11 protein-coding genes are annotated in these 13,325 nt (G+C 72.5%); 8 read left to right on the forward strand and 3 right to left on the reverse strand.

Features of this window, described 5'->3' with window-relative positions:
- The first annotated feature begins 41 nt into the window (after positions 1-41).
- From ACTWPP_RS10400 to ACTWPP_RS10425, 6 genes are all read left to right on the forward strand, one after another.
- A complete protein-coding gene (locus tag ACTWPP_RS10400) occupies positions 42-2,042 on the forward strand; it encodes a TY-Chap domain-containing protein (protein ID WP_443103944.1) in 2,001 nt (666 codons plus the stop codon).
- A 61-nt stretch (positions 2,043-2,103) separates the two neighbouring features.
- Positions 2,104-4,269, forward strand: coding sequence for a TY-Chap domain-containing protein (locus ACTWPP_RS10405; protein WP_443103945.1), 2,166 nt, complete (start codon positions 2,104-2,106; stop codon positions 4,267-4,269).
- Positions 4,266-4,634, forward strand: coding sequence for a hypothetical protein (locus tag ACTWPP_RS10410; RefSeq protein ID WP_443103946.1), 369 nt, complete (start codon positions 4,266-4,268; stop codon positions 4,632-4,634). The genes ACTWPP_RS10405 and ACTWPP_RS10410 overlap by 4 nt, the downstream gene beginning before the upstream one ends.
- Before the next feature lie 30 nt (positions 4,635-4,664).
- Positions 4,665-5,417, forward strand: a complete 753-nt coding sequence (locus ACTWPP_RS10415; RefSeq protein WP_443103947.1) for a LamB/YcsF family protein — start codon at positions 4,665-4,667, stop codon at positions 5,415-5,417.
- Positions 5,414-6,028 carry a 5-oxoprolinase subunit PxpB gene (gene pxpB / locus ACTWPP_RS10420; protein ID WP_443103948.1) on the forward strand — a complete coding sequence of 205 codons (615 nt, stop codon included), beginning with the start codon at positions 5,414-5,416 and terminating at the stop codon, positions 6,026-6,028. Before ACTWPP_RS10415 ends, pxpB begins: the two co-directional genes overlap by 4 nt.
- Complete coding sequence (locus tag ACTWPP_RS10425) at positions 6,025-6,873, forward strand: biotin-dependent carboxyltransferase family protein (RefSeq protein ID WP_443103949.1); 849 nt, start codon at positions 6,025-6,027, stop codon at positions 6,871-6,873. The genes pxpB and ACTWPP_RS10425 overlap by 4 nt, the downstream gene beginning before the upstream one ends.
- Here the strand turns inward: ACTWPP_RS10425 and ACTWPP_RS10430 are convergent.
- The 3 genes from ACTWPP_RS10430 to ACTWPP_RS10440 form a co-directional block, all read right to left on the reverse strand.
- Positions 6,870-7,592 (reverse strand): histidine phosphatase family protein, encoded by a 723-nt coding sequence (locus tag ACTWPP_RS10430; RefSeq protein WP_443103950.1) that lies wholly within the window; start codon positions 7,590-7,592, stop codon positions 6,870-6,872. The two genes, ACTWPP_RS10425 and ACTWPP_RS10430, sit on opposite strands and share 4 nt — an antisense overlap.
- Before the next feature lie 90 nt (positions 7,593-7,682).
- Positions 7,683-8,768: a winged helix DNA-binding domain-containing protein gene (locus tag ACTWPP_RS10435; protein ID WP_443103951.1), complete on the reverse strand. Its 1,086-nt coding sequence runs from the start codon at positions 8,766-8,768 to the stop codon at positions 7,683-7,685.
- Between the two features lie 53 nt (positions 8,769-8,821).
- Positions 8,822-11,428, reverse strand: a complete 2,607-nt coding sequence (locus ACTWPP_RS10440) for an AAA family ATPase (protein ID WP_443103952.1) — start codon at positions 11,426-11,428, stop codon at positions 8,822-8,824.
- Positions 11,429-11,583: 155 nt separating this feature from the next.
- Between ACTWPP_RS10440 and ACTWPP_RS10445 the strand changes: the two genes are divergently transcribed.
- Both ACTWPP_RS10445 and ACTWPP_RS10450 read left to right on the forward strand, forming a co-directional pair.
- On the forward strand, positions 11,584-12,492 hold the full coding sequence (locus tag ACTWPP_RS10445) for a haloalkane dehalogenase (RefSeq protein WP_443103953.1): 909 nt from the start codon (positions 11,584-11,586) through the stop codon (positions 12,490-12,492).
- 53 nt (positions 12,493-12,545) lie between these two features.
- Positions 12,546-13,295 carry a ribonuclease HII gene (locus tag ACTWPP_RS10450; RefSeq protein WP_443104011.1) on the forward strand — a complete coding sequence of 250 codons (750 nt, stop codon included), beginning with the start codon at positions 12,546-12,548 and terminating at the stop codon, positions 13,293-13,295.
- The last annotated feature ends 30 nt before the right edge of the window (positions 13,296-13,325 follow it).

A 13,325-nucleotide genomic window follows, 5' to 3' on the forward strand; every position in this document is an offset into this window, starting at 1 on the left:
ACGGGGGCCCGGGGACCGGCCCCCGGTCGTAGGGAGTGATCTTGTTGGAGTGGTCCGAGTTCGCCCGGCGGCTGGGGCGTGAACTGGCGGGTCTCGAACGGGACACCATCCTCATCGTGCGCGAACGCGATGAGAGCCGCCACTACGTCCAGGCCATGCGCGAGCCGGACCGGCTCTACGCCGAGGCCGTCAGCAACAACTTCCTCGATGGGCCGCTGCTGCTCACGCTGGCCGACGAGGAGGTCATGAGCGACGCGGGCTGGCGCCCGCCCGCCGAGCCCGCCCCGCGCAACTGGTGGACGGAGCTGCCGGAGTTCGGCGTGCCCGGCGGGATGCTGTCGGTGACCGACCGCGACTTCTCGCGGCTGGCCGAGGTCATGGTCACCGCGCTGCGCGACGTCCAGGGCGTCCGGCGGCCGTCCGATCTCGTGTACGAGTCGTTCCACCGGCACGGCACCGGCCTGATCGAGCTGCTCGACTTCGGCATCGACGTCGCCGACTCGTCGCGGGTGAACCAGCGTCGCGCCTCGTCCGGCGGCCCCGTCGGCGAACCGTCCGGCGGTCCCGTCGCGGGAGCCGATCCCCTGCCCGCGGGCCCGCCCGCGCCGGGGACCCCGATGCCGCTGCACGCGGAGGGCCTGCCCAGCGTGGACGCCGATCTGCTCGAACCCCGCCTGGCCGAGGCCAAGGCGAACGGCGACAACACCACGTACTTCCGGCTGCTGGCGAACGCCGACCTGGTGCTTCCCGCGACCGCGTCCGCGGTGGAGGATCCCGACCGCGCCGAGTTCCCCACCATCACCATCGGCAGCGACACCTACGTCACGGTGTTCACCTCCCCCGGCGCCCTGGCCCGCACCGGCGACCGGCACCCGGGCCTCTACCGCCGCACCTCGTTCGCGCGGCTGGCGGCCGGATGGCCGGACCCCGCATGGCGCCTCGCGATCAACTGGGGCCTGCCGAGCGAGGTCCTCCTGGACTCCTCCGTCATTCCACGCCTGCACGGAATGACGGACGCATCGCCGCCCGCTGAGCAGGACGTCCCCAACCCGTACGGAACGGTCGACCCGAACGCACTCGCCGGGCCCAACCCCGTCGCCGGGGGCTCGCCCCCCAGCCTCAACGGTTCGGCCCCCGGCGTGGACAGCGCACACGACGATTCGCATACGGCGATCGACCCCTACACGGCGGCCGACCTGCGGGCGGCACTCGAAGCCGGGGAGCCCGCGCTGCCCGTGGAGGCCGGCGCCGCCGGCGTGGAAGCGGGACCCGCCGAGCCGCAGATCCCTGAGCCGAAGATCGCAGGACCTGCGAGCCCCGAACCGGAGCCTCCGGCACCGCCACGCCCAGGACAGTCGCATCCAGAGCCCGAGCCCGTCCAACCCGAGCACCTCGGACCCGAGCCCCTCCAGCCCGAGCGTCCCGAACCCGAACGCCTTCAACCGGAGCCACTTCAGCCTGAGCGACTCGAACCCGAACGCCTCGAACCCCAGCGTGCTCAGCCCGAGCGCCGTGAACCCGAGCGTCTCCAGTCCGAGCCACTTCAGCCCGAGCGACTCGAACCCCAGCGTGCTCAGCCCGAGCGCCGTGAACCCGAGCGTCTCCAGTCCGAGCCACTTCAGCCCGAGCGACTCGAACCCGAGCGTGTTCAGCCCGAGCCACTTGAACCCGAGCCACTTCAGCCCGAGCCACTTCAGCCCGAGCGCCTCCAGCACGACCCTCTGCAACCCGAGCGTGTTCAGCCCGAGCCACTTCAGCCGGAGCGGCTCCAGCCCGAGCGTGTTGGGCGCGAGCGGCTCGAATCGGAGCGTGTTCAGGCGGAGGCGGGCGCGGCACTTCCCCTGGGTGCGCCCACGAGCAAGCGGCCCGCCGTCCCGGAGCAGCAGCAGCCCGCCGGCGTGCCGATACGGCTGCCCCACGGCGCCCGCCTCTGGCGCTGGACCGGCGAGGGCGACGAGACGCCCCTCGCGGTCTACGACGCCGTCGGCGGTGTCTGGGCGCCGGTGAGGGCCGACGCCGTTCCGGCTCCGTGGACCGAGTGACGCACCGTTCGGCTACCGTCGAGTACGGCACCCGCACCACGGACGTGAAAGTGGATTCCGAGTGGACTGGAACGACTTCGCCAAACGGCTGACGCTGGAGCTGTCCCGGCTGCCGGTCACGTCGTTCCTCATCGTGCAGGGCCCCAGCGGGCTGCCCTACGTCCAGGCGATGAGGGCGGAGGGCGTGCTCGACGCCGAAGCGGTCGGCAGCGCGTTCCTGCCCCGTCCGCTTGCCCCGCGGCAGGAGCGGCGGCTGAGAGCGCTCGGCTGGGAACCGCCGGACGAGGAGGAACGCAAGAACTGGTGGCACCAGTTCACGTTGCGCGACCGCGGCGGCCGGGCCTTGGCCGAGCAGCTGGAGGCCTGCGCGCTCCTCGCGGGGCTGATGGTCGGCGCGTTCCGTGACGTCTACCGCATCGAGTCGCCGCTCGAACTGGTGTACCAGGCGAGCCGGTCCGGTCCCGAGGGCGGTCCGCTGGCGCTGCCGGGGCTCGGCATCCCGCTGGCCGTCCCCGATGCCGAGGGCCGTCGCGCCGCGCGTCCTGCCCGGCCGGCGGGTTCCACGCTGGAGACCGCGCTCGCCGAGGCGCGTGAACGCGGTGACCAGCACGGCTACCTGGAACTGCTCGCACGCGCGGTTCTGTACCTGCCCGCTCCCGGCGACCCGGGGTCCGCCGAACACCAGTTCGCCACCGCGCAGTTCGGTGACGGCACGTTCGTCCTGGCGTTCACCTCTCCCGAGGCGATGGACCGCTCGCTGCAGGGCCAGGCGGTCCACCACAGGCAGGCGTCGCTGTCGGAGCTGTCCCGCCACTGGCCGCATCCGGACTGGCAGCTCGCGGTCAACCCGGGCCTCCCCAGCGCGTCCTATCTGGACGCCAACGCGCTGTTCGAGCCGGAGGAGCCGCGCAAACCCGCCGGCCCGACACCGCCGGCACCGTCCGACGTCCATGTCGCGGGTGCCTCGTCCCGCACCAGGACCCGCGGCGTCAAGCCGGGCCCCGGCGGTTCCACCGGCGGCCGGAGGGCGCCCAGGCCGCCGGAGAGCCCCGCATCGCCGCGGACCGGATCTCCTGCACCCTCGGACGTCCCCGCGGCCTCACAGGCGCCCACACGCCCGCCCGGCGACTCGCCCGCGCCCCGCCCCGCGGCACCTCCTCCGCCGCGGCGTCCCGAGGCCCCCGCGGCCCGGGAGACCGTCGGCGATCCGCGGGGCATTCCCGTGCTCGGGCGCGGCGGATCGCCGAACCCGTCCCGCGAGACGCCGAGCGACCCGCAGGGCCTCCCCGTAGCGCCCCTCTACGGCCGGCGCGAGGCCGCGGAGACGGTCTCCAGGCACCACGCCGCCCCTGTCGCCCCGCCAAGCACCGCACCAAGCGCACCTGACGCGGCACAGAACCCGCCGCCGGGCGCGCCCAGCGGCCGGCCAGAAAAGCCCACTGCCGCACAGGCCACCCCTACCTACACGCAGGACAGAGCAAGCACGTCCCAGAGCGCGGTGCGCGACACACGGCCGGAACCGGCTGCCCAGCACGCCGGGCCCGGTGTCGGCATGGACGCGCCAAGCCGTCCGCCGAGCGCGCCGGTCGGGCGAGGGCAGGGGCCGCGGGTGCGGACACAGGACATCCCTGTCGCCGGTCGTGAGCGTGGCGGCGCGGGCGAGAAGCGGGAGGCCCCCGCGAAGGAACCCGCCCAGAAGAGCCAGGCTCCGCCGGACGGCGCTTCCCAGGCAGTGGTGATGCAGAAGGTGGTGCGGCCCGAGCACGTGCCGCACTACCTGGAGGGCGGCTATGACCTGGTCGCCGGCTATGTGCACCGGGCGAAGGACGTCAGGGAGATGACGACTCCCGGCGCGCTGATCCGTGGACTGGGGCTGGTGTACGAGGGTTCGCCGTTCAGCCCCGCGGACGAGGAGATTTACGCGATCCGGTGGCCTGCGGTGAAGCCGCCGCTGTTCCGGCGGCCGCTGGGCGGGATCGACGAGTGGAGCATGGGGATCATCCCGGGTGGATGGGTGATCGAGAAGGCGCCGTTCCCGGGTTCGGGGTACGCGCCGGGCGACGGTCCCGCCATCCCGGAGTTCAAGATCGAGAGTCAGCGGCTGCCGCACGGCGCCGAGCTCCACCGCCTCGCCGCGGACGGCAGGGAGGCGCTGGTGGCGAGCTACGACGCCGATCTGCGCAGATGGCTGGTGAAGCTGCCGGAAAGGCCGGGGGAACGGGCATGAGCATCCGGCACGGCTTCTACGCCGGCTGGCGCGGCACCGAGTACGAGGCGAGCCCCGACGGTGACCGGGTGCGGCTCTACGCCTCGCAGCACGCCGACGGTTTCCGGCAGGTGACGCCTGGCCGGTTCATCCATGTGGTGCCGCTGTCGGACGTCGACCACCTGCAGTACGTCACGACACATTGCGTATGGCGGGGCGAACCGTTCGTTGTGCTGGGCGAGCACGAGGGCTGGTTGCGCGTCGAGTACAGCGGCGGCAAGGCGCCGGTGGCGGAACGACTCGGGTTGGAGCTGTTCGACCGTGGCGTGTACCAGGCGTGGGCGTCCAAGCACGAGGTCGAGGACGTACACGAGGAGACCGTCTGAGCTGAGATAATCGGTTAAGGGGTCTTGGTCATGGCGGTCATCGACATCAACGCCGACCTCGGCGAGGGGTTCGGCATCTGGGAGCTGGGCGACGACCTGGCGCTGCTGGAAGTGCTCACGAGCGCGAACGTGGCGTGCGGGTTCCACGCGGGCGACCCTCTGATCATGCGGCGGGTGTGCGCCTCGGCCGTCGAGCGCGGGGTGACCATCGGCGCGCAGGTGTCGTACCGGGACCTGGCCGGTTTCGGACGCCGCGACATGGACGTGCCAGCGCCGGAGCTGACCGCCGAGGTCCTGTACCAGCTCGCGGCATTGGACGGCATAGCGCGCACGGAAGGCGGACGTGTGGCCTATGTCAAACCGCATGGGGCGCTCTACAACCGGGTCGCCCGTGACGTCGTCCAGGCCCGCGCCGTGGCCGACGCGGTACGGGCGTACGACCCTTCGCTTCCGCTGCTGACCCTTCCGGGTTCCGCGGTGCACGACGTCGCCGATGGGCTCACCGTGGTCGCCGAGTGCTTCGCCGACCGGGCCTACACGCCGGCCGGTGCGCTTGTGTCCCGCAAGGAGCCGGGGGCCGTCATCCACGATCAGGACGCCGTCGTTGAGCGGGTCGTCCGGATGGCCGTGGACGGCGCCGTCGTGGCGGTGGACGGTACCCAGGTCGCGTTGAAGGCCCGTTCGGTCTGCGTGCACGGCGATACTCCGGGCGCGGTGGCTCTGGTGCGGGCCGTCCGGGCGGCGCTGTCCGAGGCGGGCGTCACGCTGGAGCCGTTCGCGTGAAGGTGCTGCGGGCCGGTGACGCGGCCCTGCTCGTGGAGACCGCGGATCTCGCGACCGCGCACCGGTTGAACGCCGCGCTCCGGAACGAGCCTCTGCCCGGCGTCGTGGACGTCGTCCCCGGGGAGCGGACCGTCCTGGTGGTGACCGACCCCTCCGCCGATCTGGCCGGTCTCGCCGCGCGGCTCCCGCACCTGCGGCCGCCGGCGGACGCCGAGGGCGACGCGGAGCCGGTGGAGATCCCGGTGACCTACGACGGCGCGGACCTCGGCGAGGTCGCCGATCTCACCGGGCTTTCCCCGGACGAGGTCGTCCGCCGGCACTCCGCCGCCACCTACACGGTCGCCTATCTGGGCTTCTCCCCCGGCTTCGGCTATCTGACGGGACTCGACCCGTCGCTGCACGTGCCGCGCCGCGCGTCGCCGCGCACGTCGGTCCCGGCGGGTTCGGTGGCGATCGCGGACCGCTACGCGGCCGTCTACCCGTCCCGGTCGCCGGGCGGCTGGCGGCTGCTCGGACACAGCGGGCTGCGGCTGTGGGACGTGACGCGCGACCCGCCGTCGCTGCTCCGGCCGGGCACGCGTGTCCGTTTCGTCCCCGGGGGGTCTTCTTGATCGAGGTCGTCCGGCCCGGGCCGCTGGCGACCGTCCAAGATCTCGGCAGGCCCGGCCGTGCCCATCTGGGCGTCCCGTGCTCGGGCGCCGCCGACGGGCGCGCCTTCCGCCTGGCCAACCGGCTCGTCGGGAACCCGGAGGGCGCGGCGGCCGTGGAGCTGACGTTCGGCGGGGCGGCACTGCGGTTCCACCGGCACGCCTGGGTCGCGGTCACGGGTGCGCCCGCGCCGCTGCGCGTCGACGGCCGCGCCCACGGGACGCACGCGCCCGTCCACGTCCCGGACGGCGCTCTGGTCGAGGTGGGCGCGCCGTCGTCGGGGCTGCGCAGTTATCTCGCCGTCCGCGGTGGCGTCGTCGTCGACGCGACTCTGGGGAGCCGTTCGACCGATCTTCTGTCCGGGCTCGGCCCCGCGCCCCTGTCGTCCGGGGACCGCCTTCCGCTCGGTTCCGCCAGGGGGCTGACGGACATCGCCGTGGACGTCGCGCCCGCCCCGCCCATGCCGGAGACGCCGGTACTGCGCATCCTGCCGGGTCCGCGTGACGACTGGTTCACCGAGGACGCGATGGCCACGCTCACGTCAACGCCGTACCAGGTGTCCCCGGACTGCAACCGTGTGGGTTTGCGGCTGGACGGCCCGCCACTCGTCCGCGCGCGCGCCGGCGAACTCGGCAGCGAAGGCATGGTCACCGGTGCGCTTCAGGTACCGCCCAGCGGGATGCCGATCATTTTCCTGGCCGACCATCCGACGACCGGCGGCTATCCCGTGGTCGCCGTGCTCGTCTCGGCCGCCGTCGCCGACGCCGCGCAGCTGCGCCCCGGGCAGCGCGTCCGCTTCCGCCTCTAGGTCAGCGGCGCGGGGACGGACCAGTCCAGGTGGGAGACGTCGTTGAACCCGCGGATGGACGACAGGTCGCCGAGCCTGACCAGCAGGGAGATCGACGCGTTGTCCGGGGGGAGGAACGCGAACCGCCTGGCCCCGGTCACGGACGCGAGCGCCTGCGCGATGACGCCGCCGTGGGTGAACACCGCGATCCGGCCGCCGGCGTGTGCGGCCGCGAGCCGCGTGAGGCTCTCGTCGACGCGTGCCGCGAACGCTTCGTGGTTCTCCGCCCCGGGGATGACGTCCCAGCGCTCCTCGGCGAACATCCGCTGCACCACCGGGGCGTTCTCGGCGACCATCTTGCGGAACAGCCCGCCTTCCCATTCGCCCAGGTGCACCTCGCGCAGGCCGGCCTCGATGCGCGGCTCCAGCCCGAGCCGGCGCGCCAGCGGCGCCGCCGTCTGCGCCGTGCGCCGCAGGGTCGTCACGTAGATGGCGTCGAGGCGTTCGTCCGCGAGCCGCTCACAGACCCGCTCGGCCTGTTCACGCCCCTCTGGCGCGAGATCGGGGTCGCCCTGACCGTCCACGAGGGGGAACGGCCGGTCCGGACGGGCGGGCGCGGAGGCGCCGTGCCTGATCAGCAGAAGCTCGGTCGCGCCGTCCGGCGCCTTGTACCGCTCCTGCCCGTATTCGAGCGGCTCGTCCCGCTCGACCGGCTCGCCCCGCTCGTCTCGCTGGTCCACGGAACGGCACCCTAGACGAACGGCCTGAACCCTCCGTGAACCGGGTTGGCCGCACCTCTCTCAGTGCGGCAACCAGCGCAGCAACGGCTCTCAGCGCAGCAGCGACGCCAGGCGGTGCAACTCGTCCTTGAGCGCAGCGGCGGGGATGTCCTCGAACGGCGTCACGGCCACGTCACCGTCCTTGGCCTCCCAGACTCCCGCCACGCGGCCTTCGTACAGGACGACCGGGGAGATCCAGCCAGCCGCGCGGCTCACGTCCTTGCGCCGTTCGGCGGGCACCAGGTAGGTCGCGGACGTCCCGGCCCCCAGGACGTACTGGTCGAACGCGCCGAGCAGCCGGACGGACGTGCTGGGCTCGGTGGCCAGAAGTTCATCGAGGTGCTCCTGCGGCACGTACATCTGCACGCCGTCCACCTCGACGGTGGCGAGCCCGTCCTCGGCGGCCGCGAACCAGCTCTTGACGTCCTTCTTCCGGTTCATCTTGCGCATGAGCCAGTTGTCGAACATGTCGGGGGTCGCGGGCCCGTGTGCGCCCAGGAACGCATGGATCACCGTCCGGGCGGCGTCCTCCACCGGCGGCAGGCCCGTCCAGCCGGGCAGCCACCTCTCCGGCGAGGTGAACGTCACGCGCGTGCCTTGCGGCGGCCCGTAACAGAGGACGCCCCACCAGGCGAGAGGCTTGAGCAGGGTGCTCCAACCGGAGCCGAGCACGTCGGCGAGGTGCCGGGAACCGGTCTCCTCGACGACGGCCGTGGTGAGCTCCTCACGTGTCAGCGCCGCCCCGTCCGCGAGGGCGTCCCTGGCCGCCTCGGCGATCGCCTCCAGGTCGGCGGGCGTGGCCCCGAAGTTCCTCTGCCAGACGGGCCTCTCCCAGTTGCGCACGGCGGCGGACAGCACGAGATAGGCGGCGGCTTCATCGGCGGGCAGCAGATGCAGGGTTCCCCGCGCGGCCCACGTCTTGACGAGGGTCCGTTCGTCGAGCAGTGCCCGCGCCACGGCACCCGTTTCGGGAGCCGCCTGCCGCACCGCGACCGCGAGCTCCGCCGACGACGCGACCTGCGCCTGCACCCCGGCCAGGCGCCGCGCGATCTGCACGGGCGACGCGTCGCCCGTGGGGTCGATGAACTGCCGCCGCATCCGCCAGGCGAGCACTTGGGCCCATGTCACCGAGGTCATGCCCCGATTACAGCGCATGCCGCCGACGGAAGAACCGGCGCCCCGGGCTCCCCTCACGCCAGCCGGTGGGTGAGGTCGGCGAAGGCGTCACGGACGTCCTCGGTGGTGAGGAGCGTGAGGTCGTCGGCGGTGGCTGCGGCGCCGAGTTCGGCGGCCCGCAGCGCCCGGCACGCGCACGCCTTCTCGTACATGGAGCGGGCGAAGCGGCCGTTGCCCAGCTCGTCGATCCGGCCCGCCCCGCAGACACGCTGGAAGACCAGGGCGAGGTCGTCGAGGGCGCGTTCCTCCCAATGGTCGCCGCCCTCCTCGGCGATGAGCTGGGCGATGCGGAGCAGTTCGTCCGGCCCGTAGGACGGGAAGTCCACGCGGACGTCGAACCGTGAGGCGAGCCCAGGATTGGACGACAGGAACCGGTTCATGTCGCCCTCGTAGCCGGCGAGGACGACGACGAGGCGATCCCGGTCGTCCTCCGCGCGCTTCAGCAGGGTCTGCACCGCCTCTGCGCCGAACGCGTCCCCACCGGAGTAGCCGGGGTTGCTCAGCGAGTACGCCTCGTCGATGAACAGGACGCCGCCGAGAGCGGAGTCGACGACCTTGTTCGTCTTCAGCGCGGTCGCGCCCAGGTGCTCACCGACGAGATCGGCGCGCTGGGCCTCGACCACCTCGGGACGGGCGAGGAGCCCCGCAGCGGCGAAGATGCGGCCGAGGACGCGCGCGACGGTGGTCTTGCCGGTGCCGGGCGGCCCGGTGAAGACGAAATGGCGTGTCGGAGGCCGGGTGACCAGGCCCTGGTCGTGCCGCATCCGGGCGACCTGGAGCTGGGCGGCGATCTCACGGACCTGCCGCTTCACCGGTTCGAGTCCGATCATCGCGTCGAGCGAGCCGAGCGCCTCGTCCAGCGTCGGCGTCTCGGCGTAGCCGCGGTACCGCTCGGTGACCTCGGCGTATGCCGTCTCGACGTCCTCGGCGCGCAGGGTGACCAGGTCGTCGGCGCTGGGGTTGGACGGTCCCTCGGAGGCGGAGACGGCGTCGACGACCCGCACGTCCCGCGCGCGCGCCGCCGCCTCGGTCAGGGTCCGGACGAACCTTCCGTTTCCCAGTTCGTCGACGATGCCGCGCCGTTCGACCTCCTCGAAGCGGACGGCGAGCCGTTGCCGGGCCTCCGGGTCGAGGCGGTCCTCGCGAAGCCCTGTGTGGTAGTCGGCGATCCGCAGCAACTCGGACGGACGGTACGACGGGAAATGCACGCGCGTTCCGAACCGTGAGGCCAGCCCAGGGTTGGAGTCGAGGAACTCGGCCATCTGCGCGTCGTATCCCGCAAGGATGATGACCAGGTTGTCGCGGTCGTCCTCCGCACGTTTGAGGAGTGTCTGCACGGCCTCGTCACCGAACCGGTCAGGTTGCCCCTCGGCGGAGTTGGCGAGGCTGTACGCCTCGTCGATGAACAGCATCCCGCCGAGTGCGGAATCGACGAGCCGGTTGGTCTTGATGGCCGTGGCACCGAGGAACTCACCGACGAGGTCGGCCCGGTGTGCCTCGACCACGGTCCGCTCTGGCAGCAGCCCGAACGCGTAGAAGATTTTGGCCAGGACGCGCGCCACGGTGGTCTTGCCCGTACCGGACGGCCCGACGAAAACGAAGTGCCGCATCGGCTTCTCCGTGGGGACCCCGGCGGCGGCGCGCATGTGCGCGGCCTCGATGGACGCGGCGATGGAACGGACCTGCCGCTTGACCGGCTCGAGCCCGATCATGTCCTCCAGTTCGGCGAGTGCTTCGGCCACGGAGATCTCCGGCACCTTTTCCGTTCGGGTCTCAGTGGGGTCGGCGCGGTCGGCGGCGGTCGCGGCCGCCCGCGCCGCGGCGCGCTGCTCGTGGCCCGCGTGCGTGGCCGCCGATGCGGCGGCGTCGTCATCGACCGGGCCCCGCTGGTCGGATCCGCCGGGCCGGTCGGTCCGGCCGGGCCGGCCCGGCTTGTCTCCCTTGTCGGTCCGGTCGGGCCGTTCACGCTTGTCGGGGCCGGACGGGTTCCTGCGCGTCCCCGCCGCGCCGGCCCCCTTCGGACCGGCCTGTTCCTGCACCCAGCCGGTGTCGTAGGCCTCGGCGGGCACCGCTCGCCGTGCCTGGTCCCAGCGGTAGGCGAGGACGCCGATGGCCGCGACCCAGCCGGGCGCCACGCTCGCCTCCGGCAGCAGATGGGCCACGGCCGCCGTCACCACACCGGCGGCGCCCAATGCGAGGAGCGCGGTGCGCCACGGCGTGTACCCGCGCAGACGGAACGCGACGACCGCCACGGGCAGGGCGAGCACCGCCAGAAGCAGAGCGGAGTTCAGGTAAGGCGGCCGCCCGTCGTCCGGGTAGAGACCCCCGAGAGGCACCGACAGCGCCAGCCAGGACACGATCACCGCGACGACCGCCATGCCCGTGGGCGACCGCAAGGTCAGATGGACGACGACCAGCATGATCACCGTGGACGCGGCCGCGCCGAGGATCGGCCCGTCCAGCACGACCGCGGCCGACAGCACGAGCGCGACGAACAGCGCACCGCCCAGGAACCGCACGCCGGGGGTGACCTGGAAATACCGCCACCGCAGGCGCTCGAAGAGATCCCGCGCCGCGGCGTCCTTCGCCGGGCGGGAGCGCGATCTGCCGAACAAAGCCATCAGAAGCGAGTAAAGCGCAGGACCGCCCGGAACGGGACTCCCCGCGCGCGGTTCGTTGACTCCCCACACCGCGGCCTGGTGCGGAACAGAGAAAACCCCGACCCGGGACCAGGACTTCCGTCCTGTCCAGAACGATGTTCGGCATGATTGGGCGCATGCGGATCCTGCGCACGCCCGAGGAGCGTTTCCACGTTCTCCCCGACTTCCCCTACGAACCGCGCTACGCCGACGTCCCCGCACCGGACGGCGACGGAACCCTGCGCATGGCCTACGTCGAGACAGGGCCGTCCGACGGCCCGGTGGTGCTGTGCCTGCACGGTGAGCCGAGCTGGTCGTTCCTCTACCGGCACGTCATGCCGGTCTTGGCGGACGCGGGCCTGCGGGTGGTCGTGCCCGACCTGATCGGGTTCGGCCGTTCGGACAAGCCCGCCGAGATGAGCGACCACACCTACGCCCGGCACATCGAGTGGACCCGCTCGCTAGTGTTCGACGCCCTCGGCCTCCAGGACGTGACCCTGGTCGGGCAGGACTGGGGCGGCCTCATCGGCCTTCGGCTGGTGACCGCCCACCCGGAACGGTTCTCACGGGTCGTCACGGCCAACACGGGCCTGCCCACCGGCGACTTCCCCATGCCGGAGACATGGCTGAAGTTCCGGCAGTCGGTCCGCAGCGCGCCCGAGTTCGACGTCGCGCGAAGCGTCGCCTCCGGATGCCGCACCACATTGCCCGACGACGTGCGCGCCGCCTACGACGCGCCGTTCCCGGACGAGTCGTTCAAGGCGGGTCCACGCGCCATGCCCGCCCTCGTCCCGGCCGAGCCCGACGATCCCGAGGCGCAGCCCAACCGCGACGCCTGGGACGTCCTGCGCTCGTGGGACAAACCGTTCCTCGTGGCCTTCAGCGACAAGGACCCCATCACCGGGCCGATGGCGCCGCTGTTCAAGCAGTTGATCCCGGGCGCGCTGGGTATCGAGCACCCTACGATCGAGGGCGCCGGGCATTTCCTCCAGGAGGACGACGGGGAACGGCTCGGCCACGCGATCGCGGCTTTCGTGCGCTCCTGAGCAGTTCCTCGTAAGGAGACTCCTTGACCGACTCCACCCACGCTCTGCCCGGCCTGGACCCGGCCCCCGCGGTCGCCGGGGACGTCTCACGTGTCGCGGGCTACGAGATCGAGGACGGGCTTCGGGCCGCACCGTCCGGCAGCGGCCGTCCCATCAGGATCGCCGGGGTGGACGAGGTGGGCCGCGGCGCCTGGGCGGGCCCGGTCGTGGTCTGCGCGGCGGTCACCGACCTGACCCCGCCCCCCGTCCTGCGAGGCAGGGGCGACAGGACGATCGGGCTGACCGACTCCAAGCTCCTCACCGAGGCCCACCGCGAGTCGTTCGCCGAACTGCTGCCCGGCTGGCTCGCCGGGCACGCCATCGGCGCGGCCGGTCCCGAAGAGATCGACGAGATCGGCATGACGGAGGCGCTGCGGCGCGCCGCCGTCCGCGCCCTGGAGTCGCTGCCCGTCACACCCGACGTGGTCATCCTGGACGGCAAGCACGACTTCCTCAGCCGGCCTTGGCGGGTGCGCTGCGAGGTGAAGGCCGACCAGCGGTCGGTCACGGTCGCGGCCGCGTCCGTCCTGGCGAAGGTTCACCGCGACCGGCTGATGGCCGAACTGGACGGCGCGTTCCCCGGCTACGGGTTCGCGGACAGCGCCGGGTATCCGTCGCCCGTCCACCAGAGGGCCCTCCAGGAGTCCGGTCCCACGCCGCATCACAGGATGTCGTGGTCCTACCTGGACGACCTTCCACGCTGGCGGCACCTGAAGAAGCACCGCGACCCCCTCGCCGGAGAAGGCCAGCTGAGCCTTCTGTGACCCCGCCCCGCGTCCCGGCATGAGTCATGT

Origin of the sequence: Actinomadura sp. 3N407 (genome assembly GCF_052245875.1) — a bacterium.
Lineage (GTDB): Bacteria > Actinomycetota > Actinomycetes > Streptosporangiales > Streptosporangiaceae > Spirillospora.